Source organism: Nonomuraea sp. NPDC004186 (assembly GCF_053603495.1).
This window is the reverse complement of the sequence record NZ_JBSGFQ010000010.1, coordinates 176,928-200,486: the sequence shown is the minus strand read 5'-3', so window position 1 is coordinate 200,486 and position 23,559 is coordinate 176,928. Positions and strand designations below refer to the sequence as shown.

Here is a 23,559-nt window from a genome sequence, read left to right as displayed (position 1 = left end):
CGCGGGCCGAGCCGCACGCCGAGGAAGACCTCCTTGGACCAGAAGTCCTTCGCCCAGACGTGCCGGTACATCTCCTCCAGGTAGTCGCGCCAGCCGGGCCCCTCGTCGGAGGTGGCGTTGAGCGCCATGGCCCACTCGGCGGCGGGGTACGTGCGGTGCGCGACCCTCAGGTGGACCTCGGCGTCGGGCATCCTGATCGCGGCCAGCGCGATCGTGATGTTGGTGGCCAGGGCCTCGCGTTCGTCGGGTGTGACGAACTCGTAGCTGACCGTCGGAAGGCGGAAGTACGCCCATGCGGAGGTGTCCGTGAGCAGGATGCGGTCGTCGAAATACCGGACCGCCAGGCGCTGGTGCGCTCGTGCCGCCCTGCTCATGCCGCCCCCTCGGCGCATGAACGGGCCAGACCTGCTCGCTTGTTCACTTATCGCTCACCGATTCTCGTGCCCGGGGGGTCACTCGCCAACTCCTCTTCGCTCGGTCGGACGGTCTGTGCCTGTGCCGCGAAGCCCGCGATCACGACGCCGGCGAGGGCGAGATAGGCCCGTTTGCCGGCCGTGCGCAACTGCCCCGGGTCGACGACCTCCGCGCCCTCGGGCGCCAGACCGTCCTCCCAGGGGACCCTGACGATGGCCCGGCACCTGCCCCTGGCCACCGACTCCGCCTGCTCGACGTCGGCCATCGAACGCCTGCTCACGCCGTTGACCACCATGACCGCACGCCTGCGCAGCTCCGCGCAGCCGTGCCCGTCGAGCCACTCGTACGTCATCGCCACCGCCTCCGACGCCTCCTCGCTCGCGGGGACCACCAGGACGAGCTGGTCCGCGTACGGCAGGAGCCTGGCCGCCAGCGCGGCGGCCGGGTCGATGACGGCGAGCTTGTAGTGGCGGTCCAGAAGGCGCATGGACTCGCCCAACCGATGGTCGGAGAAGAACGACCGGTCCGCCAGCCGCTGCTCGGCGCCCGCGTCGCTGTCCGCGCTGATCACCTCGAGCCCCGAGGCGGTCCTCGTGGTGTACCCACGCATGGTGAGATACCCGCTGACGCGGTCGAGCCCGGACAGCAGCGAGGTGAGAGTTTCGGGCGTCTCCGGCTGGATCTTGCTCGTCAGGGTGCCGCCGCCGGTGTTGGCGTCGACGGCCACTACCCTGTCATCGCGGTATCTGGCGAAGGTGTGGCCCAGCATGAGCGCCGTCGTGCTCTGACCGGCGCCGCCGGTGCAGCCCAGGACCACGATCCTGCGGCTGCCGCCGAACACGCCCCTGGCCCTGGCCTCGTCGATCTCGGACCCGTCGGTCCTGACCCCGCCTCCGCCGACGACCACCTGCGCGATCCTCCGCCACCCGCCGGAGTCCCGCCCCACCACGGACTCGACCCGCCGCACCCGGCCTTCACCTGGGCGGGGGACGGGCACGGGAGCGACGAACTCGCCCCCACGCTCCTGCGACGCCCCGACACCCCGACCGTCACCGGCACTCGCCGCACCCCGGCCATCTCCGGCCTTCGCCGCCGCACCCCGGCCATCTCCGGCCTTCGCCGCCGCACCCCGGGAGTCACCGGCATTCGCCGCCGCAACCCGACCGTCCTCGGCGCTCGCCGCCACCCGCCGATCACCGGCCGCCGGACCGCGCGCGTCGGGCACTCCCGCACCCCGGTCGCCACGCGTGCCGGGGAAGGACCCGCTCCGGTCGCCACGTGTGCCAGGGATCGCCGCACCTCGGTCGCCACGCGTGCCGGGCACGCCTGAGCCGGGCGCATCGCCCTTCGCCGCGAGTCGCCGCACCGTCGACCGCTCGGGCCGGTCAGCCGTGGACCGCTCGGGCCGCTCATCGGCCGCACCCGGCTCCTGCGCATCGGGCGCCTGCACATCGGGCGCCTGCGTATCGGCGGCGCCGGGCACTTCGGCGGCCTCAGCGACCGGCTGCGGCGTATCGCCCTTCGGCGCCGCGACCCGCGCACTCGGCGCACTTACGCCGTCGCGCATCTCGGCAGCATCGCCGGCCGTAACGTCGTCGGCCTTCTCCCGTGCGTCGCCGTTCTTCGGTGCGTCGCCCTTCAGCCCGTCATCCGCCGTAGCCGACGCGTCCACGCCACCGCGCGCATCCGTGACCTCGGCCACCTGCTGCGGCACGCCCGCGTCCGGCGCGTCACCGACCGCGCCCTGCATGTCGCCCGATGCGTCGGGCACGTCAGCCGTCGTGCTCGGCGCACCCGGAGCGTCGGCCGTCGTGCTCGGACCCGAAGTTCCGGCCGTCGCGCTCGGCGCACCCTGCGCGTCGGCCGTGGTGCTGGGCTCATCGCTCGGTGCACCTGGCGTGTCGGCCCTTGTGATCGGTGCCGTGTCCTGCTGGGGCGGGGCGGTGGATGTGGTGTCGGGGGACTCTGTGCCGGGCCTGGTGGCGGCGGGGCGGGGCAACGGCTTGGCGTCGGGGTTGAGCGGCGGCCAGACGCGCTGCGGGCCGGACAGCACCAGCGACGGGCCCAGCCGCGGCGGCTGCCCCTTCCGGTGCTGGTCCCGCGCGACCTCGTCCTCGCGCCTTTCCTCGCGGCCTTCCCCACGTCCTTCCTCGCGCCGTTCCCCGCGACCCTCCCCGCGGACTTCCTCGCGTCGTTCCTCGCGACCCTCCCCGCGGACTTCCTCGCGTCGTTCCTCGTCCCGCTCCTGGTCCCGCCGCCCGCCCTCCGCAGGACCCGAAAGTTCGGCGGGGGCGTCGGCGCTCGCCGCGAGCCGGCGCAGCCGCCGCAGCGCCTCGGTGTCGATGGGCTTCCCCGCGGCAGGCTTGTGGGTCTCCGTCTCGCTGACCGCCCCGGCCGCCTCGCGGTCGGCACGCGACTCGCCGGGCGATCCGGAGCCGAGCCCCTGAACGTCCCCGTTCCGGCCCGCGGCCTCCTGGCCCCGGACCCCGGCGGCGGCTTCGCGGCCCCGCGTCTCGACAGCGGGCTCCTGGGCCCCGACGTCGGCCAGAGCGGCGGTGGCCTCTCCCCGCCCTCTGCGTTCACGGCCGGCGGCATCCCGCGCGTCCCCACGATCCCAAGCCGCAGCGTCCCTGGCGTCCCCGCGATCCCGAGTCGCGGCATCCCGCGCGTCCACGAATTCCCGGGTGGGAGGCTCGGAGCTCTCATGACCGCCGGGCGGCAGGGCGTCCTGGCGGCGTCCAGGGCCGCCTGGAAGGGCCTCCTCGCGCCGCAACGCACCGACCCCGGACCTCGGTGCCGAAGGCGGGGCCGTCTCGCGTACCCGGGCCTTGAGGGCGGGCGCGGTGCCGCGGCGGGTGCCCCAGCGGCCGGTGGTCGGCTCCGCCACGGGAGCCTGGGAAGCGGCGGCGGCAGCGGCCGCGACGGCCGGGCGGACCTGGCGCGGACCGGCGATCCGCTGGCCCTCGCGCCGCCGCTGCGGCTGGCGGGCCTTGCGGGGCGCCTTCGACTTGGCCCGCGCCGGGGTGGTGCGCCAGACGCGGCCGGAGAACGTGATCGTCTCGGGCTCCGACATGGGCGCGAGGCGGTACCACGCCTTCGGCTGGCCCAGGTAGCGGAGCTGGGACTCGAGGAGCTCGGTGAGCCGCTTGCCCTCGATGACGGGACGGGTGGACAACCACGTCACGATCCCGGGCGGCACGAGGTACAGCACGTGCCACGGCATCTCCACCGGCACGCCCACCAGGACCAGCAGGAGCGACCACGGAACGAACACCCCGACGAAAACGCCGATCCAGACGATCGGCAGCGGCATCGGCAGCCGTAGGTCGTACAGCTTGTAGAGCCGCTTCTCGATCCGCCAGATGTTCGTATATGTGGGCAGGTCCACGCCGGTCCTCCTCTCCACCCGCTCGTACATGACCGCCGCGGAGCGGTCTCAACCCTTTACTTGATGCCCAGAGCGCCCGCGATCGCCTTCGCCGTCACCTCGATGATGTTGGGAACGTAGAAGATCACGCCGATGGCCACAGCCAGTATCAAGAACTGCACGAAACGTGTGATCTCGCGGGTGAAGAGGAAGAAGAGCGCGACCACCGAGACGACGACGAGGAACAGCGGGGCGAAGAACCCGCGCAGGAAGTTGGCGAGCCCTCCGGTGTCCGGGCCGGTCGCCGGGGGCGTCGGCGTCAGTTCGATCAGGTGGAGCAGAACGGTCTTCAGGGTCACTTCTTGTCCTCCCGGGGGGTACCGATGAGCGGCGTGGCCGTGCCTCTATCCAACGACCCGGCCGGCGCCGCGAATGTCGGCGACGAACCACTTGTCGCCCTGCTTCTCGACGGTCAGCCGGTAGGCCATCTCCAGCGTGCCGCCCACAGCCGCGGGATCGGTGGCGTCGGGGGTGGCGGGTGTCTCGCTGTTCGGCACGACCCACACCACGACCGCCTGGATCTCTCGGGTGGCACCCCCCACAGGCACCACGACCTTCTTCAGCTCCCTGAACGTGAACGTGCCGCCGAAGCTCGGCAGCGTCCGGCCCGCGGCGACGTAACGCTGCAGCCCGGCCGCGTCGCCGGAGGCGTAGTCGGTGAAGAAACCCTTCAGTTGCTCTTTGAGCTCGCTCGCGGTGGCCTCGTCGGTCTCCGGCGCGGCGACCTGCGGCACGTCGGCCGGGCCCGGGGCGGGCAGCACCGCGGGACGGCCGACCACGGCGAACCTGCCGCCGGCCTCGTCGCCCGAGTAGTAGAGCGGGACCGACAGCATCAACCTGCGCGGGCCTGACTGGAAGGCCACGCTGACCAGGGCGTTGTGGGCGTCGCTCGCCTCGATGTCGTACGGCTGGATGGCGACGGCCGCGAACTTGCCGTAACCGTCCCAGCCCATTTGCGGATCCATGCCCTCGGCCAGGAAAGCGCCCAGCTTGCGCGACCTGCTCGCGGCGTCGTCCGGGCTGAAATTGAGATAGACCCCGGCGAACTGGGCGGCGAAAGCCATGCCCCGGTCGGCCGGAAAACCATGGTGAGCAGGCGCGACGCTATTGGGCGTCGCGCTCGTTTGTTGGGTAAATCGCTCAAATGGGGCACGAACCCCATTCACGACGACAACCACGATAACTGCCCAGAGAATGACACGGCCGGTCCATACGAGCCACCGCCCGCCTCCGCCCGACCAGCCGCCGCGCCGCGGCCTGCGAGGCGGCGGCGCGTCGAAGTCAGCCGTGTCAAGGCGCGCGGAAAGCTCGGGGTCGCCAGCGATCCGAGGATCGTGCTGGACGGTAGACCTACGAGCCATCACGCCTCCGCTCGCGCCGATCCCCCCGGCTGGCGCGGTGTCGTCCGTTGCCGATCCCCATCATCCGCGGTGAAGTAGTCACCCTATCCGGTCTCCGCCATTGTTCCAGGAAAGCCACGCCCATGCTGCGGCATGACCGTCCTGACGGCAAACCGGGTCGGCGGGCAGGCCTCATTGCCGATTCCTGAGACTTCCCGGTGGAAACAGCTTTTGACCAGCCCAGATACCTAAATTGGCATAGCGCGACAGCCACGGATTCCTGTCCTACCGGGCATGGACTCTCGCCAGGCGGATTCGGTATGGATCGCGGAGCGGAGTCAGGGCCGTCAGGCGGGCTCCGGATCCTGGGTGGGGCGCGGCTGACGCCTGCTGTGCAGGTCCACGACCGTCTGCTGGGCCGACCGGTCCAGGGACACGACCGTCGGCTGCACCGCCCGCTCCAGGGAGCCGCGCAGGTCCGCCAGCATCTCGGCGGCGTCCCGCTCGCGCATCCGCGTCGCCATCTCGTTGCGCTCGTCGACCTTCCTGCGGAGGTACGCCTCGCGGTTGACGCGCAGGCCGTACATGAGCTCGACCCTGATCAGGGCGAGCTCCTCCTCAAGGCTGATGCCGGCCAGAGTGGGCGTGGGACGTCGTTTCCGGATGATGCGGCGGATCATTGAGGGCCTCCCGAGTCAGCGTGAACGCCGTGACGATTCGACGCGCGGGGGCCCAAAGTGGTTGACGCATCAGTTGTCCCGGGATCAGACGTCCTACCGATTCCCGGGATGAGACGTCTGAGGGGGCATCGCCGCCGTCACCATCGGTAACGTACCGTAACGAACGGCGGCTTTCCGTGATTTCCCACGGGACACCCCGGCCAGAGCCGTGCTCAGACGTTGAAGCGGAACTCCACCACGTCGCCGTCGCGCATGATGTATTCCTTGCCCTCGACGCGGGCCTTGCCCGCCGCGCGGGCGTTGGCGATGGAGCCGACCTCGACCAGGTCGTCGAAGGAGACGACCTCGGCCTTGATGAAGCCGCGCTGGAAGTCGGTGTGGATCACGCCGGCCGCCTCGGGCGCGGTGGCGCCCTTGGGGATCGTCCAGGCCCTGGTCTCCTTCGGCCCGGCCGTGAGGTACGTCTGCAGGCCGAGCGTGTCGAAGCCGACCCTGGCGAGCTGCCGCAGCCCCGACTCCTCCTGGCCGACCGACTGGAGGAGCTCCAGCGCCTCCTCCTCGTCGAGCTCGACCAGCTCCGACTCGATCTTGGCGTCCATGAAGACCGCCTCGGCGGGCGCGACCAGCGTCGCCAGCTGCTCCCGGAGCGCGGAGTCGCCCAGCTCGTCGGCGTCGAGGTTGAACACGTACAGGAACGGCTTGGCCGTCAGCAGGTGGAGCTCGCGCAGCTCCTCGCGGTCGAGACCGCTCTCGAAGATGGTCTTGCCGGTCTCCAGCACGCTCAGCGCGGCCTCGGCGGCCTCCAGCGCGGACTTCTTGTCCTTGTTGTTGCGCGCCTCCTTCTGCAGGCGCGGGATGGCCTTCTCGACCGTCTGCAGGTCGGCCATGATCAGCTCGGTGTTGATGGTCTCGATGTCGCGCTTGGGCGAGATGTCGCCGTCCACGTGCGTGACGTCGGGGTCGCTGAAGACGCGGACCACCTGGCAGATCGCGTCGGTGTCGCGGATGTTGGCGAGGAACTGGTTGCCCCTGCCCTGCCCCTCCGAGGCCCCCTTGACCAGGCCCGCGACGTCGACGAACTCGACCTTGGCGGGCAGGATGCGGGCCGAGCTGAAGATCTCGGCCAGCTTGGGCAGCCGGTCGTCGGGCACGCCCACGATGCCCACGTTGGGCTCGATGGTGGCGAACGGGTAGTTCGCGGCGAGCGCGTTGCCGGACTTCGTCAGCGCGTTGAAGAGCGTGGACTTGCCGACGTTGGGCAACCCGACGATACCGATTGAGAGACTCACGGAGCCTAAGTTTACGTGCTGAGCGTAACGAGCGTGTCGGGGCGGATCGGCGCGCCGGAGTCCTGCATCATCGATCAAGTGGATGTCGTCTCGCTTCTCGTAGGTCTGGCCGCCGGGCTCGTCATCGGGTTCCTGGTGGCCAGGACGCGGGCCGCGGTGCGGGTGGCCGAGGCGGACGCGCGGGCCAAGTCGGCCGCCGACAAGCTGGTCTACGTCGAGGAGCAGCTCGCCGAGCGCTTCCAGGCCCTGTCCACGCGCGCCCTCGACGTCAACAACATCCGCTTCCTCGAGCTGGCCGAGACCAGGCTGGCCGCCAGCCGCGCCGAGGCCACGGGCGATCTGGACCAGCGCAAGCAGGCCGTCGAGCACCTGGTGGAGCCGCTGAAGGACGCGCTCGCCCGCGTCGAGTCGCAGCTGCGCGACACCGAGTCCGGCCAGCGCGCGGCGCGCGCCGAGCTGGCCAAGCAGATGGAGTTCGTACGGCAGAGCAACGAGCAGCTGCGCTCCCAGACCACGGCCCTGGTCAGGGCCCTGCAGCGGCCCGAGGCGCGGGGCAGGTGGGGCGAGCTCCAGCTGCGCAGGGTCGCCGAGATCGCCGGCATGCAGCACCACTGCGACTTCGACGAGCAGGTCACCGAGGGCCCCATGCGCCCCGACATGGTCGTCAGGCTCGCCGGCGGCAAGAACATCGTGGTCGACTCCAAAGTCTCGCTGGCGGCCTATCTGGAGGCCGCGGAGGCGTCCGACGAGAGCCTCGCCACGGTCCGGCTCGACGCTCACGCCCGGCACGTCCGCGAGCACATCGACCGGCTGGCGGCCAAGTCCTACTGGCAGGGGTTCAACCCGTCGCCGGAGTTCGTGGTGCTGTTCATCCCGGGCGAGGCGTTCCTGGCCCCGGCGCTGGAGCGCGATCCCGGGCTGCTGGAATACGCGATGACGCGGCGGGTCCACATCGCCACGCCGACGACGCTGATCACGATGCTGCGCACCGCGCACTACGCCTGGCAGCAGGCCGCGCTGAGCGAGAACGCGCGGGCGGTGTTCGAGCTGGGCAAGGAGCTGTACGAACGGCTCTCGTCCCTCGGCAGGAACGTCGACTCGCTCGGCAGGGCGCTGACGCGGGCCGTGGAGGCGTACAACAAGTCGGTCGGATCGCTCGAAAGCCGCGTCCTGGTCACCGCGCGCAAGCTGCACGATCTGGGCGTCGTGGACGGCGATCTCGACTCTCCTGAGATGCTCGAAGGCCTGCCCAGACCCCTGGCATCCCCCGAACTGCTGGAAACCTCGCCTCTGCTTTCCCACTCGAACGGTAAGTTGGCCAACGGGTCGCAATAAATCGGGGGTGGGGCATTGGGTGAGAAGAGGCGTTCCGCGGTCAGGCTGACCGCTCGCGGCGCCATCGCGCTCGCCCTGGTCGCCACCTTGGCGGGATACGTGCTGGCGACCCTGCTCGACATCCAGTACGTCGTGGGCGCGACCTTCGTGCTGTCGAGCCTGCTGGGCGTGCTCCTGGTCAACCGGCGCGAGCTGCTGTCGCTGGTGGTGACGCCGCCGCTGGTGTTCTTCTGCGCCACGCTCTTCGTCGAGCTGGGGCGCGCGTTCGGCTCGGTGTCCATCGTGCAGTCGCTGGCGCTGGGGCTCTACACGTCGCTGACGCAGGGCGCACCGTGGCTGTTCGCGGGCTCGGCCGTCGTGCTGGGCGTCGCGTGGCGGCGCGGGCTCCGCGACAACGTACGCGAGCTGCGGGAGGAGCTGAAGGCGGGCGCGGAGATGCCGCGCCCGCGCCAGCCGTTCGTGCCCGAGCCGGAGGGCTACTTCGAGCCCAAGGTCTACGGGACGCCGCGCGGGGACGACTAGGAGACCCGCAGATCCTTGCGCAGCTCGTGGGGCAGGGCGAAGCGCATGCTCTCCTGCACCGACTCGACCTGGGTCACGTCGTCGAACCCATGCTTGGCCAGCCGCTCCAGCACCTCGTCGACCAGCTCCTCCGGAACGGACGCGCCGCTGGTCACGCCGACCGTGGTGACGCCCTCGAGCCACTCGTCGCGGATGAAGGTGGCGTTGTCGACGAGGTAAGAAGCCTCGGCCCCGTAGTCCTTGGCCACCTCGACCAGGCGCTTGGAGTTGGAGGAGTTTTCCGAGCCGACCACGATGACCAGCTGCGCCTCGGCGGCGATCTCCTTGACCGCGACCTGCCGGTTTTGCGTGGCGTAGCAGATGTCGTCGCTCGGCGGGTCGATCAGCGTCGGGAAGCGCTCCTTGAGCCGGGTGACCGTCTCGGTGGTCTCGTCGACCGACAGCGTGGTCTGCGACAGCCAGACCAGCTTGCTCGGATCCTTGACCTGCACTTTGTCGACCGCGTCGAGCCCGTCCACGAGCTGGATGTGGTCGGGGGCCTCACCGGAGGTGCCCTCGACCTCCTCGTGACCCTCGTGCCCGATCAGGAGGATGTCGTAGTCCTGGGTCGCGAACCGCCTGGCCTCGTTGTGCACCTTGGTGACCAGCGGGCAGGTGGCGTCGATGGTGCGCAGGCTGCGCCGGCGCGCCTCGTCGTGCACCGCCGGGGACACCCCGTGGGCCGAGAACACCACGATCTCGCCCTCAGGCACCTCCTCGGTCTCGTCGACGAAGATGGCGCCCCTGGCCTCCAGAGTCTTGACGACGTGGGTGTTGTGAACGATCTGCTTGCGTACGTAGATCGGCGCACCGTACTGCTCCAAAGCCTTCTCGACCGCTACCACGGCTCGATCGACTCCGGCACAGTAGCCGCGTGGCTTGGCTACGAGTACTCGGCGGGAAGTGGGGGTCTGCGGCTCCATACTTTCTATGCTACGTGGAGCGGCCATCAGGCCTGCGCGTGCGTGGTTGCCCGCGGTTTGCCAAACTGGCCGTCCATTACTGACCTCCCAGGGAGACGTCATGTCCCTCAGCGACGTGATACGCAACATCGCCAAGACCGTCACCAACAAGGACGAGCTGAAGGAGAAGGCCAAGGACCTTCCGCTCCTGTTCATCCAGACCACACTCAGCGCGGCCGGGCAGGCCCTGCTGGTCGTCGACCGGGTGAAGAACTCCATCAAGGGCCTTGGCAACAAGGAGGAAGAGGAGTCGAACGACTCGCGCCCCTCCGCCGCCGAGCAGGTGGCCGCGGCTCCGGCCGCGGAGGAGGAGAAGCCGGCCCGCAAGGAGCCGGTGATCTTCGCGCCGCGGCCCAGCGCCGCCGAGCCCAACGGTGTCGCCAAGACCAAGCCCGACCCCGTCATCTTCGCTCCGGCGGGCAAGTCCGAGTCGGCGGCCACCGCCAACCCCGAGACCGCCGCCCCGGCCGCCGAGCCCAAGCCCGCCGCGGCTGAGACGCCCAAGCCCGTGGTCACGGAGGAGCCCGCCGCGACCTCGAAGGCCGCCGAGCCCGCCGTCGCGGAGAAGCCCGCCGAGCCCGAGCCCAAGGCCACCGTCACGGACGAGCCCGCCGAGGTCGCCGAGCCGAAGGCCGCCGCTGTGGAGGCCGAGCCGAAGGCGGCGGTCGCGGAGGAGATCGAGCCCAAGGCCGCCGTCGTGGAGGAGCCCGCCGCGGTCGCCGAGCCGAAGGCCGCCGTCGCGGAGGCCGTCGCGGACAAGGCCGTCGCGGAGGAAGCCGTCAAGGAAGAGGTCGTCAAGGACGAGGCCGCCAAGGTGGAGGCTGTCGCGGAGGAGGCCGTCGCGGCCAAGCCGAAGCGCACCCGCAGGACCACCAAGAAGCCCGCCGCGGCCCCCGAGGCGACCGTGCCCCCGGAGCCCGCGGCCGCGCCGGAGCCCGCCCGCGCCCCCGAGCCCGCCGCCGCGCCCGAGCCGGTCGCCGCCGCCCCCGTGGACCTGGCCGAGCCGCTGCCCGGCTACTCCGAGCTCACCGTCGCGTCCCTGCGTGCCAGGATGCGCGGCAAGACCGCCGAGCAGATCAGCGACTTCCTCACCTTCGAGAAGGCCACGAAGTCCCGGCCCGAGGTGATCAAGATGTTCGAGAACCGCCTGGCGAAGCTGCAGGCCGGAGAGTAGGTCGTACCGACCCCGTAGTCTTCCGGCATGAGCGAGAAGACCTCACCCGAGTCTCCCCTGCCGATCCGTACGGTCCTGCAGATGGTGGGCGGTTGGATCGGCAGACTCGGCATGGTCTGGGTCGAGGGCCAGATCACCGACCTGAGCGCTCGTGGCGGCACGGTGTTCATGACCCTGCGCGACCCGGTCGCCAACGTGTCGGCCAAGGTCACCACCCCGCGCGGGGTCTACGAGGCCGCCGTACCGAGGCCGGCCGACGGCGCCAGGGTCGTGATGCAGGTCAAGCCCGACTTCTGGGTCAACAGGGGCTCGTTCGCCTTCACCGCGCTGGAGATCCGCCCGGTCGGCGTGGGCGAGCTGCTGGCCCGGCTGGAGCGGCTCAGGCAGCTGCTGGCCACCGAGGGGCTGTTCAACGCCGACAGGAAGCGGCGGCTGCCGTTCCTGCCCGGCACGATCGGGCTCATCTGCGGCCGCGACTCCGCAGCCGAGCGCGACGTGCTGGAAAACTCCCGCAGGCGCTGGCCGGCCGTGCGGTTCAAGGTCGAGGAGGTGGCCGTCCAGGGGCCCTACGCGGTGGGCGAGGTGACCGAGGCGCTGCGCAAGCTCGACGCCGACTCCTCGGTCGACGTGATCGTCATCGCCCGCGGCGGCGGCTCTCTGGAGGACCTCCTGCCGTTCTCCGACGAGACGCTCGTACGCTCGGTGGCCGCCTGCCGCACCCCCGTGGTGAGCGCGATCGGCCACGAGCAGGACAGCCCGCTGCTCGACCTGGTGGCCGACGTGCGCGCGTCCACCCCGACCGACGCGGCCAAGAAGGTCGTGCCCGACGTCGGCGAGCAGCTCTCGATGGTGCGCCAGCTCCGCGACCGGGGCCGCAGGGTGGTGAGCGGCTGGCTCGACCGCGAGATGTCCTGGCTGACGTCGGTGCGCTCGCGCCCCTCGCTGGCCGACCCGGTGCGCGAGCTGGAACGCCGGGCCGAGCAGGTCGACTCGCTGCGCGACCGGACCAGGCGCTCGCTGTCCGGCTCGCTCGACCGGGCCTCCGACGACCTGACCCACCTGCGGGCCCGCCTGATCACGCTGTCCCCCGCGGCCACGCTGGAGCGCGGGTACGCCATCGTCCAGCACCCGTCGGGCGAGGTCGTACGCCTGGCCAAGGACGTCTCCCCCGGCTCGCTGCTGACGATCCGCCTGAGCGACGACCGCCTGACCGTACGCGCGGAGGAGCCGGACGAAACCGGGGACGCGTGAGCGATCCGGGGTCTACGTTCGGCACATGAGAGGACTCGTGCAGGTCGCCCAGCACGCCGATGACCTCGACAGGGCCACCGCCTTCTACCGCGACGTGCTGGGCCTGCGGCACATCGCCACCTACCGGCCGCCCGGCCTGGCCTTCTTCGACCTCGACGGCGTCCGCCTGCTGATCGAGCAAGGCGCGCCCTCCACGGTGCTCTACCTGGCCTCCGAAGACCTGGAGGCGGACGTGGCCCGGCTGCGTTCGCACGGCGTGGCGATGGTCGAGGAGCCGCATCTGATCTTCACCGACGACGGCACGTTCGGCGCACGGGGCCGGGAGATCCGGATGGCCGCGTTCAGGGACTCCGAGGGGAACCTGCTCTGCCTGATGACCTAGCGTGGGGGGTGTGAAGCTAACAAAGTTCACGCATGCCTGCGTAAGGGTGGAACTCGACGGCCGCGTGCTGGTCATCGACCCGGGGATCTGGAGCGAGCCGTCCGCGCTGGACGGGGCCGACGCTGTGCTCGTCACCCACGAACACAGCGATCACGTGGACGTGCTGCGGCTGCTCGGGGCCGGGGTCCCGGTGTTCGCGCCGGCGGGGGCGGGGCTGGACGGGCTGCCGTACACGCCGGTGAGCGCGGGTGAGGAGTTCTCGGCGGCGGGCTTCCGGGTGCGCGCGCACGGCGGGCGGCACGCGCTGATCTACAGGGGCGAGCCGGACTGCCCGAACCTCGGCTATCTGGTCGACGGCGTGCTCTATCACCCGGGCGACTCGGTGCACGTGCCGGACGAGCCGGTGGAGACGCTGCTGGTGCCGCTGCAGGGGTCGTGGCTGAAGACCGTCGAGGCGATCGACTTCGTACGGGCGGTGGGGCCACGGCGGGCGTACGGGATCCACGACGCGCAGCTCAACGATCGCGGGCTGAGCACCACGAACGCCTGGCTGGCGAGGACGACCGACCACGGCTACCGCTGGCTGGCCCCCCGCGAGACCGCCTGACCCCTCCAGGGGCCTCAGAAGGGGGCGTCGTCGGAGTTGCCCCCCGAGGGCTCGGAGCGGCGCGCCATGGCGGCGGCGAGCTTGACCCTGGCCCCCTGGAGCCACTCCTCGCAGACCGCAGCCAGCTTCTCGCCGCGCTCCCACAGCTCGATGGACTGCTCCAGGGTGAGCCCGCCGGTCTCCAGCCGGCGCACCACCTCGGTCAGCTCCTCGCGGGCCTGCTCGTATGAGGGTGCCTTCTCGTCTCCTGCCACGACCACCACCCTAGACGGGGCGACCGACATCCGCAGACCAGGCGGCCCTGTCAGCCCTTGGGGCGCTGCTGCAGGACGGAGGCGAGTTCGGCGAGCTCCGGCCAGTCGGCGGTGCCGGAGATCACGAGCGTCACCTCCGGCAGCACGCGGACGAGCGAGCGCTGCTTCTTGTCCTCGCGGAAGCGCTGCTCCCACTGCACCCCGTCCACCTGCTGCGTGCCGACGGCCTTGTCGGAGTTGGCCATACGGCTGGCGAACCCGGCCGCCGGCTGCTCGTTGCTCTGCGTGAACATCGCGTGCTCGCGCTTGGCGGTGGCGTAGCCGAGGAAGAGGACCTGGGCGCCGTTCTCACCCTTGGCGATCTTGTTGCTGTTGGGGATCCAGCCCGCCGGGTCCTTCTGCGGCGCCCACACGCCGTACGGCACCGAGTGGCCGAAGTTGGCGACGGTGATCGAGTATTCGAGCCGCGGTATGTGCTGCTCCCGGCTCTGCGGGGCGACCAGCAGGAACAGCCCGACCGCCGCGAGGCAGACGAACAGCGCTACCGCGTAACCGTAGAAACCCTGGGTGAACCGCACACTTGGCGAGGTTACCCGCTGGAGGAGGCGGTCGCCGACGTGGCCGGGTGGATCTGGCCGATGATCGCCAGCACCTCCTCGGCCAGGCCGCGATCACCCGTGCGGACGACCTCGGACACGGCCGCGGCCAGAGCGCCCGTGACGACGACGACCAGCGCGCTCTCGTCCTCGAACAGCGCCGCGTTGAGCTGCGCCCACTTGCGCAGCCGGTCGCGCATGACCACGTCGAAGCCGGGCGGCCCGTCGCCGCGCAGGAACAGGTCGGCCAGCTCCCGCTCCTCCAGGCACCCGTCGAGGTAGGCGCGGGCGGCGCTGATGAACACGCGCATCGGGTCGCTCTCGCCGGCGGCGCGGGCCGAGCGGGCGGCCTGCTTCGTCCGCTGGGTCTGCCTGGCCTGGAACTCCTCGAACAGCGTCAGGTAGAGGTCGGCCTTGCCGGAGAAGTGGTGGTAGAGGCTGCCCACGCTGGCATCGGCCCTGGCCACCACGTCGGTCACGCCCGCCTCGGCGAACCCGTTGGAGACGAAGACCTCCCTCGCGGCGGCGAGCAGCGAGCTGCGGGTGGCGGCGCCGCGCTCGGACGTCCGCGGCTGGGCGGCCACGTTTTCCACTTCGCTCATGCGATCTCCTCCAGGCTCCATGGTGGAGGCAAGATCTTTGGCGCGCACAGCGTATGGCGCAAAATCCGTTCTCCGTGATGGCAGGGCAACCCTGTCGAAGCTTACCGATGTCACCCCCGACCCGTCCCTGCTGCGAGGAAGCGGTCATCTCGGGCAGGAGATGGGCAGATTATCCGCCTCTGGGCGGGAAGAGGGGGACAACTACGATCGACGTAGATTCCCCTTAGGAGGCTGCCCATCATGTCCGATCAGACATCCGTACCGCCCGCGCTCGCCACGGGCGAGCACGCCCCCGATCGCAACCTGGCGTTGGAACTGGTGCGCGTCACGGAGGCGGCCGCGATGGCGGCGGCCCGGTGGGTCGGCCGGGGCGACAAGAACGGCGCCGACGGCGCGGCGGTGAACGCCATGCGCCAGCTGATCAACACGGTTTCTATGAACGGCGTGGTGGTCATCGGCGAGGGGGAGAAGGACCACGCCCCGATGCTGTTCAACGGCGAGCAGGTGGGCGACGGCAGCGGCCCCGACTGCGACGTGGCCGTGGACCCCATCGACGGCACCCGGCTGACGGCTTTGGGCATGCCGGACGCGGTGTCGGTGATCGCGGTGAGCGAGCGCGGCTCCATGTACGACCCGTCGGCCGTGTTCTACATGGAGAAGCTGGTCACGGGCCCCGAGGCGGCCGACGTGGTCGACATCGAGGCCCCCGTCTCCGCGAACATCAACGCGGTCGCCAGGGCCAAGCACTGCTCGCCCTCCGACGTGACCGTGGTCGTGCTGGACCGGCCCAGGCACGAGGGGCTGGTCAAGGAGATCCGCGAGGCGGGCGCGCGGATCAAGTTCATCACGGACGGCGACGTGGCCGGCGCGATCATGGCGGCCCGCGGGGGCACCGGCATCGACCTGCTGCTGGGCATCGGCGGCACGCCCGAGGGCATCGTGGCCGCGTGCGCGCTCAAGTGCCTGGGCGGCGTGATCCAGGGCAAGCTCTGGCCGCGCGACGACGCCGAGCGCTCCAAGGCCGTGAACGCCGGGCACGACCTCGACCAGGTGCTCACGACGAACGACCTGGTCAGGTCCGACGACGTGTTCTTCGCGGCGACCGGCATCACGCACGGTGAGCTCATGCAGGGCGTACGGTTCCGCGCCGGCGCGGCGGTGACGGAGTCGCTGGTGATGCGCGGCCGGTCGGGCACCATCCGCAAGATCGAGAGCGAGCACCAGCTCTGGAAGCTGCGCGCGTACAGCGCGATCAACTTCTACACGGCCGGCTGAGGGCTCAGCGGCGGCGCTTGCGGCGGGGTGGCTCCTTGACCTTCACGTCTCCCGCGAAGTTCGTGGTGCGCACCTCGACGACGGGCGCGCCGGGCTCGGTCGGCTGCTTGGTCAGCCGTACGGACTTGCCCTTGGCGACCCTGATCACCTCGAGCCCCTCCGGCACGTGGATCTCCAGCCCGCCGAAGACGAGGGTGGCGTTGATGATGATCTGGCGGTTCTGCAGGATCGCGTCGCGGAAGTCCAGCTTGGTGGTGCCGAACATGGCCGTCACGTCCAGCTCGGCGGGCACGACCCAGCGCCCGCCGCGCTGCTCCTGCTTGAAGATGGCCGACACGGGGCGGCCGTCCAGATTGAGCGGCTGCTGGTCGGCGGGCAGCAGGTCCTCGGTGAGCGCGGCCAGCTCGCCCAGCGTGCGCGCGGAGTAGAGCACGCCGAGCCGTTCCTCGAGCTCGTCGAGGGTGATCCGGCCATCGGCATGCGCGTCCTGCAGCACCTGGGCGATGCGTTCGCGATCGGCGTCGGACGCGCGGAGCTCGTGGGGCTGCGGCGCGTCGCTCGCCGCGTGCGGCCGCCGGGCCGACACCCACTCCTCGGCCAGCCGCTCTCCGACTTCCTGCAGTTTCGGCAGCCACGATTGCGCGCGTTCGTTCACACATCCGACGATAACCGGCGCTCGCGATGATCGCTCGTGCCAAATCAGCAGATGCACTCCGTAAGTCGCAAGAATCAGTTGATGCGCGCCAGAAGTCCGGCGATTTCCTCGGCCAGTTCCTGATTCACTTCGGCGTGGCGGTTGAGCAGCCGGTACCACATCGCGCCGAAGACGAGATCGACGGCCAGTTCCAGGTCCACGTCATCCGGCACGGCGCCGCGCGCCAGGACCGCGCGCAGGGCGGCGCGGCGGGGATCGATGAGCTTCGCCCGCAGCTCGGCGGCCAGCTCCGCGTCGGACTGGGCGTCGGCCATCAGCCCCACGACGACCTGCCCCGCGACCCCCCGCGCCAGCGCGAACGTCTGCTCCAGGAACGTCACCAGGTCGGCCCGCGCGTCCCCGGTGTCCGGCAGCCCCTGCACCTCCTCGGCCAGGACGTCGGTCAGGGCCTCCAGCAGGACCTGCGCCCTGGTCTGCCACCAGCGGTAGACGGTCTGCCTGCCGCTGCCCGCGATCTGGGCGATGCCCTTCATGGTCACGTTCTGGTATCCGTCGCGGGCGCACAGGTCGAGGGCCGCCCGGAGGATCGCCTTCCTGGCCGCTTCGCTGCGTGGTCTGCCAACCATGGCGCCCACTTTACAAGACACGGTGCCTCGTTTTATATTCGAGGCAAGATGTCTCGTAATGAGAGGACGACGAAGATGCGAGTAGTGATCGTCGGCGGCACGTCCGGCATCGGTCTGGCGGCGGCGGCCCGGCTGGCCGCGGGCGGCGCCGAGGTGGTCGTCACGGGCCGCTCGGAGGAGCGTCTGCGTTCGGCGTTGAAGCAGCTCGGCGACCAGGCGCGGGGCCCTGTGAGTGGGCAGGTCGTGGACGCGCGCGACACCGGGGCGATGCGGGCGCTGTTCGAGGGGCTGGGCAACGTCGACCACCTGATCGTCACCGTGACGGGCCGCGGCGGCGCGGGCCCGCTGAGCTCGCTGACCGGCGACGGGCTGACCGAGGCGGTGCGGAACAAGCTGGTTCCCCATCTGCTGACCGCGCAGGCCGCGCTGGGCGTGCTGAACCCGGAGGGCTCGATCACCTTCGTGACCGCGGCCTCAGCCGGCGCGGCCCTGCCCGGCATCGCCACGCTGGCGGCGGTGAACGGGGCGATCGAGGCCGCGGTGCCCGGCCTGGCCGTCGAGCTGGCCCCCATCAGGGTGAACGCGGTCTCCCCCGGCGTGATCGACACCGACTGGTGGTCGGAGATCGGCGACGGGGCGCGGGCCGCGTTCATGGAGGGCGCCGCCGAGAGCCTGCCGGTCCGGCGCGTGGGCCGGCCCGAGGACGTGGCGGCCACGATCGAGTACGTGGTGCGCAACGCGTACACGACCGGCATCGTCCTGACCGTCGACGGAGGGGCGCGGCTCAAGGCCTGAGGAATCCCAAGCCCTTCCACGCCGTTGATCCCGGCAAAAGGGAGGTGTGTGCGTGCATCAACCGGCGCGATGGGGTCTCGGTGTGGCGGGCGCGGGCATAGTGGTCATCCTGGGCCTGGAGCTGACCAGCCTCGACGAGATGAACCCGATCAGGCGGACCATCAGCGAGCACGGCCTCGGCCCCGACGGCTGGATCTTCGGGCTGGCGGTGGGGCTGCTGGCGGTCGGATCGGCGGCCATCGGGGTGTCGCTGGCACGCCAGCGGCTGGCGGGGGTCTTCGGCACCGTCGCGCTCATGGGGTGGAGCGTGGGGCTGTTCATGACGGCGTGGTTCGAGAAGCACGACTGGTCGGTCGGCCCGAGCCTGAGCGGGAGCATCCACCGGGTGGGCAGCTTCGTCGCCTTCCTCAGCCTGCCGCTGGCCGCGGTGATCATCGCCAGGCCCTGGCGGCACCGCGAGCGGTCGCGGGCCACGCTGGTGGCCTTCGGGCTCGGGATCTGCTCGGTGCTGTGGGTGGCGGGCATCGCGGCGGCCATGTTCATCGGGGCGCGCAACGGGCTGGCGTGGTGGCGCGTCATGCCGCTCGGCCTGGTGGAGCGCGGGATGGCCGTCACGGAGGTGGGCGCCCTGCTCGCGCTCGGCGTCTGGGCCGCCGCCAAGCGGCTGGACACGACGGAGCAAACCGGACGCCTGCTCGAAAAGCAGGTCAATGCCAGGGTCTGTGGGCTGGCGGAACGGAGTGGCGGGCCGCTAACCTGACCCAGCCTCACGTTTGATTCCCCCCATCAGGAGGCCGTCGTGCCGTCCTCGCGTGATCGTCAGGCCCGCATCGCCACGTACGTCGTCTATGCCGTACAGGGCCTGTCCTTCGCCTCGCTGCTCGTCCAGGTCGCGAACCTGCAGGCCAAGCACGGCCTCGACGAGGGCGCACTGACACTCCTGCTGCTGATCGTGCCCGTGTTCGCGGGGGTCGGCAGCGTGGCGGCGGGCACGTTCGCCGCCCGGTTCGGCAGCAGGCTGCTCCTGCGCGTCGCCCAGCCCGTGGTCGCGCTCGCCGTGGTGCTCGTCGGGCTCGCGCCCAGCGTGCCGCTGCTGGTGCCGGTGCTCCTGGTGTTCGGCGTGGCGTTGGGCGCGGTGGACGCGGGCATGAACATGCAGGGCGTGGCGGTCGAGCGCAGGTACGGCGTGCAGGTCCTGAACGGCTTCCACTGCCTGTGGAGCGTGTTCAGCATGCTCGCGGCGGGATGGGCGTCGGTGGCCGCCGCCCTGCCGCTCCCGGTGATCATGTCGGTCCCGATGGTGTTCGCGCTGGCGGGCTCGCTCGTGTTCGGACGCGGTCTGTGCTCGCCGGAGGAGGAGAAGGTCGAGGACGCCCCCGCCGACGCCGCCGCGGGCGGATTCCCCTGGCGGCCGATCATCCCGCTCTGCCTGGCCATGGGGTTCCTGTACATCGGCGACTCCGCCGTGTCGAGCTTCAACACCCTGTTCATGAAGAACGTGCTCTCGGCGGGTCCGCAGGTGGTCCCGCTGGCCTACGCCGCGTACCAGGCGACCACGCTGGCCGTCCGGCTCGGCGGCGACCTCGCGGTCCGGCGGTACGGGCCCGCGGCCATCGTCAGGATCGGCGGCCTGATCGCCACCCTGGGCTTCCTCGGCGTCGTCGCGGCCCCGACCCAGCCGCTGGCCATCGTCGCGTTCGGCCTGACCGGGGTGGGGCTGTCGGTGGTGGCGCCGCAGTCGTTCTCGGCGGCGGGCAAGCTCGACCCGGCCGGGACCGGGGTGGCCATCGCCCGGGTGAACCTCTTCAACTACATCGGCTTCGTCGTGGGCACGGCCCTGGTGGGCGGGATCGCGGACGCGGCGGGCCTGCGGTGGGCGTTCGCCGCGCCGCTCGTGCTGGCCGCCGTCATCATCGCCCTCGCCCCGGGCTTCGAGCCCAGGCGCCAGACCCCCAACCCCTCCGCCGCCTGAGGGCTTCAGCGCCGCACTTCGGCGAGCTCGACGGTACGGCGCTCGCGGAGCGACAGATCGGCGGCCTCGGCCACGTACAGCGCCTCCAGGGCGTCCTCGATCGTGCAGAGGCTCTGCTCGCTGGTCAGGAAGCCGTCGATCTCGTTGCGGTAGGCCGTCTCGAAACGGGTGACGAAATCGGGCCAGGGATCTTGCGGGCTCGGCGTGCCCTCGGCCGAGTGCAGCGGGGCGCGCGGGCTCAGGCCGACGGCCTGGGTGCGCCTGGTGCCGGCCAGCTCCATGCGCACGTCGTACCCGCCGCCGTTGTAGCGGGAGCCCTGCAGGGTGGCCAGCGTGCCGTCATCCAGGGTGAGCAGCGCGGCGCTGTTGTCCACGTCGCCCGCCTCCGCGAAGAACGCGGCGCCGCGGTTGGCCCCGGTCGCGTACACGGAGGTCACCTCGCGGCCGGTCACCCAGCGCAGGATGTCGAAGTCGTGGATGTGGCAGTCGCGGAAGATGCCGCCGGAGGTCGCGATGTACGCGGCGGGCGGCGGCGCGGGATCGGCGGTGATGAGGTGAACGCGGTGCAGCTCCCCCAGCTCACCGGCGCGCAGCGCGACCGCCGCCGCCGCGTAACCGGGGTCGAACCTGCGCTGGAACCCGATCTGCACCCGGTTGCCCGCGCTCGCCTCCAGCACCTTGACGGTCTCGTCCACGGTGCCCGCGACCGGCTTCTCGCAGAAGACCGGGATGCCCTTCTCGCACGCCTTGATGATGAGCTCGGCGTGGGTGCCGGTCGGGGTCGCGATGACCACGGCGTCCGACTCGAACGGGTCCCCCGGCCTGCCGTACGGCGACGTGCGCACGGGATCGGCCACGATCAGCTCGTCCACCAGCGGATGCGCGGCCAGGGTCGCGGCGTGAAAGGCTCCGATCCTGCCCAGACCCAGCAGTCCCACACGCATGACGCCTCCAATCAGGACCAGGCTTTCTTTCTAAGCGAGCCCTTCTGCCTCAGTCAACATTTTGTCCTGACATTCTGACCTTCAAGCCCCGAACGGCGTCCAGCGCCTTGTGCGCCGGCAGCCGCGCGAACCCCACCACCACGGCCGCGGGCCCCGCCGACTCGCGCATCGGCCCCACGGGCTCGGCGGACAGGCCGAGCTCCTGCGCGACGCGCGCGGCCCTCAGCTCGTCCCAGCCGGCCGGCAGCTCCAGGTAGACGTGCAGGCCCGCGTCGATGCCCTTGACCCGCACCTCCGGCAGCTCCTCGGCCAGCGCCCTGACCAGGGCGTCCCTGCGGCGGCGGTATTCGCGGCGCATCCTGCGCAGGTGCTTGTCGTAGCCGCCGGTACGCAGGAAGTGCGCCAGCGCGTACTGCTCGACGACCGGCGAGCCCAGGTCCAGCTCGCCCCGCGCCCGGCGGACGGCCTCCGCCAGGTCGGGAGGCGCGGCCACCCAGCCGAGCCGCAGCCCCGGCGCCAGGGCCTTGCTGACGCTGCCCGAGAGGACCACCCGGTCGGGGGCCAGGCCCTGGAGGCAGCCGACGGGGTCGCGGTCGAAGCGGAACTCGGCGTCGTAGTCGTCCTCCAGGATCACCCGGTTGCCCGCGTACGCCCACTCCATGAGGGCGGCCCGGCGCGGCGGCGAGAGCACCACGCCGGTCGGATATTGGTGCGCCGGGGTGACGAGGACGGCGTCGCCGCTCAGTTTCCGCACATCCAGGCCTTCCTCGTCCACGGGCACCGGCACCAGGTGCGCGCCCGCGCGCCGCAGCAGCGGGGCCTGGCGGTGGCTCGTCGGGTCCTCGACGGCGAGGCGGATCGGCCGCTGCCGGCTCAGCACGTGCAGCACCAGGCTCAGGCCCTGCGCCACGCCGCCGACGATGACGAGATTCTGGGGGCGCACGTCCGCAGCCCTGACCCGCCGGAGATAGCCGGCCAGCTCTTCTCGCAGCTCAGGCACCCCGCCAGGGTCCCCGTAATCGAAGGCTTCCGAGGGTACGGTGGTCAGGACGTGCCTGACGGCGGCGAGCCAGCGCTCGCGGGGGAAGTGGCTGAGGTCGGGAGAGGTGGGGCGATGACCGTAGTACGGCGCGCACACGGGGGCGCTCGACGCGCGGCGCACCGGCTTGGGCCGGGGAGGCGTCTTCTGCCGCGGGGCGGCCCGGGGTGCGGCCTTGGGGGTGACCTGGGTGCCGACGCCCACCCGGGAGACCAGGAAGCCCTCGGCGACGAGCTGCTCGTACGCCTCCACCACCACGCCCCTGGAGACCTGGAGGTCGGTGGCGAGGTCGCGGGTCGCGGGCAGGCGGGTGCCCGGCGTCAGCCGGCCGCCCCTGATGGAGTCGCGCAGCTCGGAGGCGATCTGCCCGGCGATTCCCCCCTTATCGCGATTTATCTGGATATGGAGGTCAGCCATATTGGTCCTGTCTTCCGGCGGGACATTGGACTGTTTACGCGAACCATTGTCTCCCTAGCATCCTTCGCATGAGAAACGGCATCGTGGGTGCGGCCTCGGCCATGTTCCTCGTCGGGACGCTGGCCGGGGTGTCGGGACTGGTGAACGGCTATCCCATATACGGCGGACAGGCCGTTCGGTATCTCGTGGCGTCGGTCATCCTGCTTGTCATAACGCGAGCGCTCGGCCTGCGGTTCGTCCGCCTCACGCCGCGCGAGCTGCTCTGCCTCGCCGGGCTCACCCTGTTCGGCCTGGTCATCTTCAACGTCTGCGTGATCGAGTCGACCAGCGCCGCCGGGCCAGCCCTGGTCGGGACCGTGCTCGGCACCGTGCCGCTGGCCCTCGCGCTGGCCGGCGGGCGGCCCGCGCCGCGGCTGCTGGCCGGGGCCTGCGTGGTGGTGGCCGGGGCGACGCTGGCCACGGGGCTCGGCAGCGGCAACCTGACCGGCCTGCTGTGGGCGCTGGGGGCGCTCGTGGGCGAGGTGTGCTTCTCCATGCTGGCCATTCCGCTGCTGCCGCGGCTGGGGGCGATCAGGGTGTCGGCCTACTCGACGGCGCTGGCCGTGCCGCTGCTGGCCGTGATCGGGCTGGCGCACGAGGGCGCCGGGATGTTCCGGCCGCCTACGTGGGCGGAGGCGCTCGGGTTCGCGTACCTGGCGACCGTGGTCACCGTGGTGGCGTTCTTCCTCTGGTACAGCTCGCTGCCCAAGCTGGGCCCCGGCCGGGCCGGGCTCTTCGCGGGGCTCATCCCGGTCGGCGCGATCGTGACGGGGGCGGTGCTCGGCGTGGCGATGCCGACCGCGTACGACCTGCTGGGGGCGGGCCTGGTGATCGCCGGCATCCTGGTCGGCCTGACCGCCGGACGGTCGCAGGCGGTCAGCGAAGTGGGATCTCCCGGAGGCGCGTAATCTCTTGGGGGACCG

24 protein-coding genes and 1 pseudogene are annotated in these 23,559 nt (G+C 71.2%); 11 read left to right on the top strand and 14 right to left on the bottom strand.

What is annotated here, in order from left to right:
* The 6 genes and pseudogenes from ACWEPL_RS11575 to ychF all read right to left on the bottom strand — a co-directional run.
* A pseudogene (locus ACWEPL_RS11575) lies at positions 1-374 on the bottom strand (ATP-binding protein); the annotation flags it as partial.
* Between the two features lie 47 nt (positions 375-421).
* Positions 422-3,802: a TcpE family conjugal transfer membrane protein gene (locus ACWEPL_RS11570; RefSeq protein ID WP_452435981.1), complete on the bottom strand. Its 3,381-nt coding sequence runs from the start codon at positions 3,800-3,802 to the stop codon at positions 422-424.
* A gap of 56 nt (positions 3,803-3,858) precedes the next feature.
* Complete coding sequence (locus ACWEPL_RS11565; protein WP_185068535.1) at positions 3,859-4,140, bottom strand: hypothetical protein; 282 nt, start codon at positions 4,138-4,140, stop codon at positions 3,859-3,861.
* Between the two features lie 45 nt (positions 4,141-4,185).
* Positions 4,186-4,905, bottom strand: a complete 720-nt coding sequence (locus tag ACWEPL_RS11560) for a conjugal transfer protein (RefSeq protein ID WP_246554195.1) — start codon at positions 4,903-4,905, stop codon at positions 4,186-4,188.
* Between the two features lie 623 nt (positions 4,906-5,528).
* Positions 5,529-5,861: a hypothetical protein gene (locus tag ACWEPL_RS11555; RefSeq protein ID WP_350725620.1), complete on the bottom strand. Its 333-nt coding sequence runs from the start codon at positions 5,859-5,861 to the stop codon at positions 5,529-5,531.
* A gap of 212 nt (positions 5,862-6,073) precedes the next feature.
* Complete coding sequence (gene ychF, locus ACWEPL_RS11550; protein WP_350725621.1) at positions 6,074-7,150, bottom strand: redox-regulated ATPase YchF; 1,077 nt, start codon at positions 7,148-7,150, stop codon at positions 6,074-6,076.
* A 78-nt stretch (positions 7,151-7,228) separates the two neighbouring features.
* On the opposite strand from ychF, the gene rmuC reads away from it, so the two are divergent.
* Together rmuC and ACWEPL_RS11540 are read left to right on the top strand one after the other, a co-directional pair.
* A complete protein-coding gene (gene rmuC, locus ACWEPL_RS11545; protein ID WP_397373922.1) occupies positions 7,229-8,485 on the top strand; it encodes a DNA recombination protein RmuC in 1,257 nt (418 codons plus the stop codon).
* 15 nt (positions 8,486-8,500) lie between these two features.
* Positions 8,501-9,007, top strand: coding sequence for a DUF6542 domain-containing protein (locus ACWEPL_RS11540; RefSeq protein ID WP_350725623.1), 507 nt, complete (start codon positions 8,501-8,503; stop codon positions 9,005-9,007).
* Here the strand turns inward: ACWEPL_RS11540 and ACWEPL_RS11535 are convergent.
* On the bottom strand, positions 9,004-9,969 hold the full coding sequence (locus tag ACWEPL_RS11535; protein ID WP_363970830.1) for a 4-hydroxy-3-methylbut-2-enyl diphosphate reductase: 966 nt from the start codon (positions 9,967-9,969) through the stop codon (positions 9,004-9,006). The two genes, ACWEPL_RS11540 and ACWEPL_RS11535, sit on opposite strands and share 4 nt — an antisense overlap.
* 100 nt (positions 9,970-10,069) lie before the next feature.
* Here ACWEPL_RS11535 and ACWEPL_RS11530 point away from each other — a divergent pair, with 100 nt between their 5' ends.
* The 4 genes from ACWEPL_RS11530 to ACWEPL_RS11515 are packed head-to-tail and all read left to right on the top strand — an operon-like array spanning position 10,070 to position 13,422.
* Positions 10,070-11,182 (top strand): hypothetical protein, encoded by a 1,113-nt coding sequence (locus ACWEPL_RS11530; RefSeq protein ID WP_452435980.1) that lies wholly within the window; start codon positions 10,070-10,072, stop codon positions 11,180-11,182.
* A 27-nt stretch (positions 11,183-11,209) separates the two neighbouring features.
* Complete coding sequence (gene xseA / locus ACWEPL_RS11525) at positions 11,210-12,433, top strand: exodeoxyribonuclease VII large subunit (RefSeq protein ID WP_452435979.1); 1,224 nt, start codon at positions 11,210-11,212, stop codon at positions 12,431-12,433.
* A 25-nt stretch (positions 12,434-12,458) separates the two neighbouring features.
* Positions 12,459-12,815, top strand: coding sequence for a VOC family protein (locus ACWEPL_RS11520; protein WP_350725630.1), 357 nt, complete (start codon positions 12,459-12,461; stop codon positions 12,813-12,815).
* A gap of 10 nt (positions 12,816-12,825) precedes the next feature.
* The gene (locus tag ACWEPL_RS11515; protein WP_452435978.1) at positions 12,826-13,422 is read left to right on the top strand and encodes an MBL fold metallo-hydrolase; all 597 of its coding nucleotides are present in this window, start codon (positions 12,826-12,828) and stop codon (positions 13,420-13,422) included.
* 14 nt (positions 13,423-13,436) lie between these two features.
* Here the strand turns inward: ACWEPL_RS11515 and ACWEPL_RS11510 are convergent, their stop codons facing one another.
* Genes ACWEPL_RS11510 through ACWEPL_RS11500 form a run of 3 tightly spaced genes read right to left on the bottom strand, consistent with a single transcriptional unit; the run spans position 13,437 to position 14,874 of the window.
* A complete protein-coding gene (locus tag ACWEPL_RS11510) occupies positions 13,437-13,706 on the bottom strand; it encodes an exodeoxyribonuclease VII small subunit (protein ID WP_350725634.1) in 270 nt (89 codons plus the stop codon).
* A gap of 20 nt (positions 13,707-13,726) precedes the next feature.
* The gene (locus ACWEPL_RS11505) at positions 13,727-14,254 is read right to left on the bottom strand and encodes a DUF4245 domain-containing protein (protein WP_350725635.1); all 528 of its coding nucleotides are present in this window, start codon (positions 14,252-14,254) and stop codon (positions 13,727-13,729) included.
* An 11-nt stretch (positions 14,255-14,265) separates the two neighbouring features.
* The gene (locus ACWEPL_RS11500; RefSeq protein ID WP_363970821.1) at positions 14,266-14,874 is read right to left on the bottom strand and encodes a TetR/AcrR family transcriptional regulator; all 609 of its coding nucleotides are present in this window, start codon (positions 14,872-14,874) and stop codon (positions 14,266-14,268) included.
* Between the two features lie 240 nt (positions 14,875-15,114).
* Between ACWEPL_RS11500 and glpX the strand changes: the two genes are divergently transcribed.
* A complete protein-coding gene (glpX, locus tag ACWEPL_RS11495) occupies positions 15,115-16,149 on the top strand; it encodes a class II fructose-bisphosphatase (RefSeq protein ID WP_350725639.1) in 1,035 nt (344 codons plus the stop codon).
* 4 nt (positions 16,150-16,153) lie between these two features.
* Here the strand turns inward: glpX and ACWEPL_RS11490 are convergent, their stop codons facing one another.
* Together ACWEPL_RS11490 and ACWEPL_RS11485 are read right to left on the bottom strand one after the other, a co-directional pair.
* Positions 16,154-16,804 carry a DUF1707 SHOCT-like domain-containing protein gene (locus ACWEPL_RS11490; RefSeq protein WP_350725641.1) on the bottom strand — a complete coding sequence of 217 codons (651 nt, stop codon included), beginning with the start codon at positions 16,802-16,804 and terminating at the stop codon, positions 16,154-16,156.
* A gap of 74 nt (positions 16,805-16,878) precedes the next feature.
* Complete coding sequence (locus ACWEPL_RS11485) at positions 16,879-17,430, bottom strand: TetR/AcrR family transcriptional regulator (protein ID WP_363970818.1); 552 nt, start codon at positions 17,428-17,430, stop codon at positions 16,879-16,881.
* Positions 17,431-17,505: 75 nt separating this feature from the next.
* Between ACWEPL_RS11485 and ACWEPL_RS11480 the strand changes: the two genes are divergently transcribed.
* Genes ACWEPL_RS11480 through ACWEPL_RS11470 form a run of 3 tightly spaced genes read left to right on the top strand, consistent with a single transcriptional unit; the run spans position 17,506 to position 20,197 of the window.
* A complete protein-coding gene (locus tag ACWEPL_RS11480; RefSeq protein ID WP_452435977.1) occupies positions 17,506-18,225 on the top strand; it encodes an SDR family oxidoreductase in 720 nt (239 codons plus the stop codon).
* Between the two features lie 52 nt (positions 18,226-18,277).
* Positions 18,278-18,985 (top strand): DUF998 domain-containing protein, encoded by a 708-nt coding sequence (locus tag ACWEPL_RS11475; protein ID WP_363970814.1) that lies wholly within the window; start codon positions 18,278-18,280, stop codon positions 18,983-18,985.
* A gap of 39 nt (positions 18,986-19,024) precedes the next feature.
* The gene (locus ACWEPL_RS11470; RefSeq protein WP_452435976.1) at positions 19,025-20,197 is read left to right on the top strand and encodes an MFS transporter; all 1,173 of its coding nucleotides are present in this window, start codon (positions 19,025-19,027) and stop codon (positions 20,195-20,197) included.
* A 5-nt stretch (positions 20,198-20,202) separates the two neighbouring features.
* Here ACWEPL_RS11470 and ACWEPL_RS11465 read toward each other — a convergent pair whose 3' ends face one another.
* On the bottom strand, positions 20,203-21,141 hold the full coding sequence (locus ACWEPL_RS11465) for a Gfo/Idh/MocA family protein (protein ID WP_452435975.1): 939 nt from the start codon (positions 21,139-21,141) through the stop codon (positions 20,203-20,205).
* 49 nt (positions 21,142-21,190) lie between these two features.
* Positions 21,191-22,597, bottom strand: a complete 1,407-nt coding sequence (pdxR, locus tag ACWEPL_RS11460; RefSeq protein ID WP_363970808.1) for a MocR-like pyridoxine biosynthesis transcription factor PdxR — start codon at positions 22,595-22,597, stop codon at positions 21,191-21,193.
* Positions 22,598-22,665: 68 nt separating this feature from the next.
* Here pdxR and ACWEPL_RS11455 point away from each other — a divergent pair, with 68 nt between their 5' ends.
* Entirely contained in the window at positions 22,666-23,544 is an 879-nt protein-coding gene (locus ACWEPL_RS11455) for a DMT family transporter (protein ID WP_452435974.1), read from the top strand.
* Positions 23,545-23,559: the final 15 nt, after the last annotated feature.

Excerpts from the sequence above, each read along its gene's own strand:
- ACWEPL_RS11510 (WP_350725634.1), bottom strand. The coding sequence starts at position 13,706 with ATGTCGGTCGCCCCGTCTAGGGTGGTGGTCGTGGCAGGAGACGAGAAG.
- ACWEPL_RS11500 (WP_363970821.1), bottom strand. The coding sequence starts at position 14,874 with ATGAGCGAAGTGGAAAACGTGGCCGCCCAGCCGCGGACGTCCGAGCGC.
- ACWEPL_RS11465 (WP_452435975.1), bottom strand. The coding sequence starts at position 21,141 with ATGCGTGTGGGACTGCTGGGTCTGGGCAGGATCGGAGCCTTTCACGCC.
- xseA (WP_452435979.1), top strand. The coding sequence starts at position 11,210 with ATGAGCGAGAAGACCTCACCCGAGTCTCCCCTGCCGATCCGTACGGTC.
- ACWEPL_RS11520 (WP_350725630.1), top strand. The coding sequence starts at position 12,459 with ATGAGAGGACTCGTGCAGGTCGCCCAGCACGCCGATGACCTCGACAGG.
- ACWEPL_RS11555 (WP_350725620.1), bottom strand. The coding sequence starts at position 5,861 with ATGATCCGCCGCATCATCCGGAAACGACGTCCCACGCCCACTCTGGCC.
- glpX (WP_350725639.1), top strand. The coding sequence starts at position 15,115 with ATGTCCGATCAGACATCCGTACCGCCCGCGCTCGCCACGGGCGAGCAC.
- pdxR (WP_363970808.1), bottom strand. The coding sequence starts at position 22,597 with ATGGCTGACCTCCATATCCAGATAAATCGCGATAAGGGGGGAATCGCC.
- ACWEPL_RS11480 (WP_452435977.1), top strand. The coding sequence starts at position 17,506 with ATGCGAGTAGTGATCGTCGGCGGCACGTCCGGCATCGGTCTGGCGGCG.
- ACWEPL_RS11560 (WP_246554195.1), bottom strand. The coding sequence starts at position 4,905 with ATGGCTTTCGCCGCCCAGTTCGCCGGGGTCTATCTCAATTTCAGCCCG.
- ACWEPL_RS11455 (WP_452435974.1), top strand. The coding sequence starts at position 22,666 with ATGAGAAACGGCATCGTGGGTGCGGCCTCGGCCATGTTCCTCGTCGGG.
- ACWEPL_RS11535 (WP_363970830.1), bottom strand. The coding sequence starts at position 9,969 with ATGGAGCCGCAGACCCCCACTTCCCGCCGAGTACTCGTAGCCAAGCCA.
- ACWEPL_RS11485 (WP_363970818.1), bottom strand. The coding sequence starts at position 17,430 with ATGGTTGGCAGACCACGCAGCGAAGCGGCCAGGAAGGCGATCCTCCGG.
- ACWEPL_RS11530 (WP_452435980.1), top strand. The coding sequence starts at position 10,070 with ATGTCCCTCAGCGACGTGATACGCAACATCGCCAAGACCGTCACCAAC.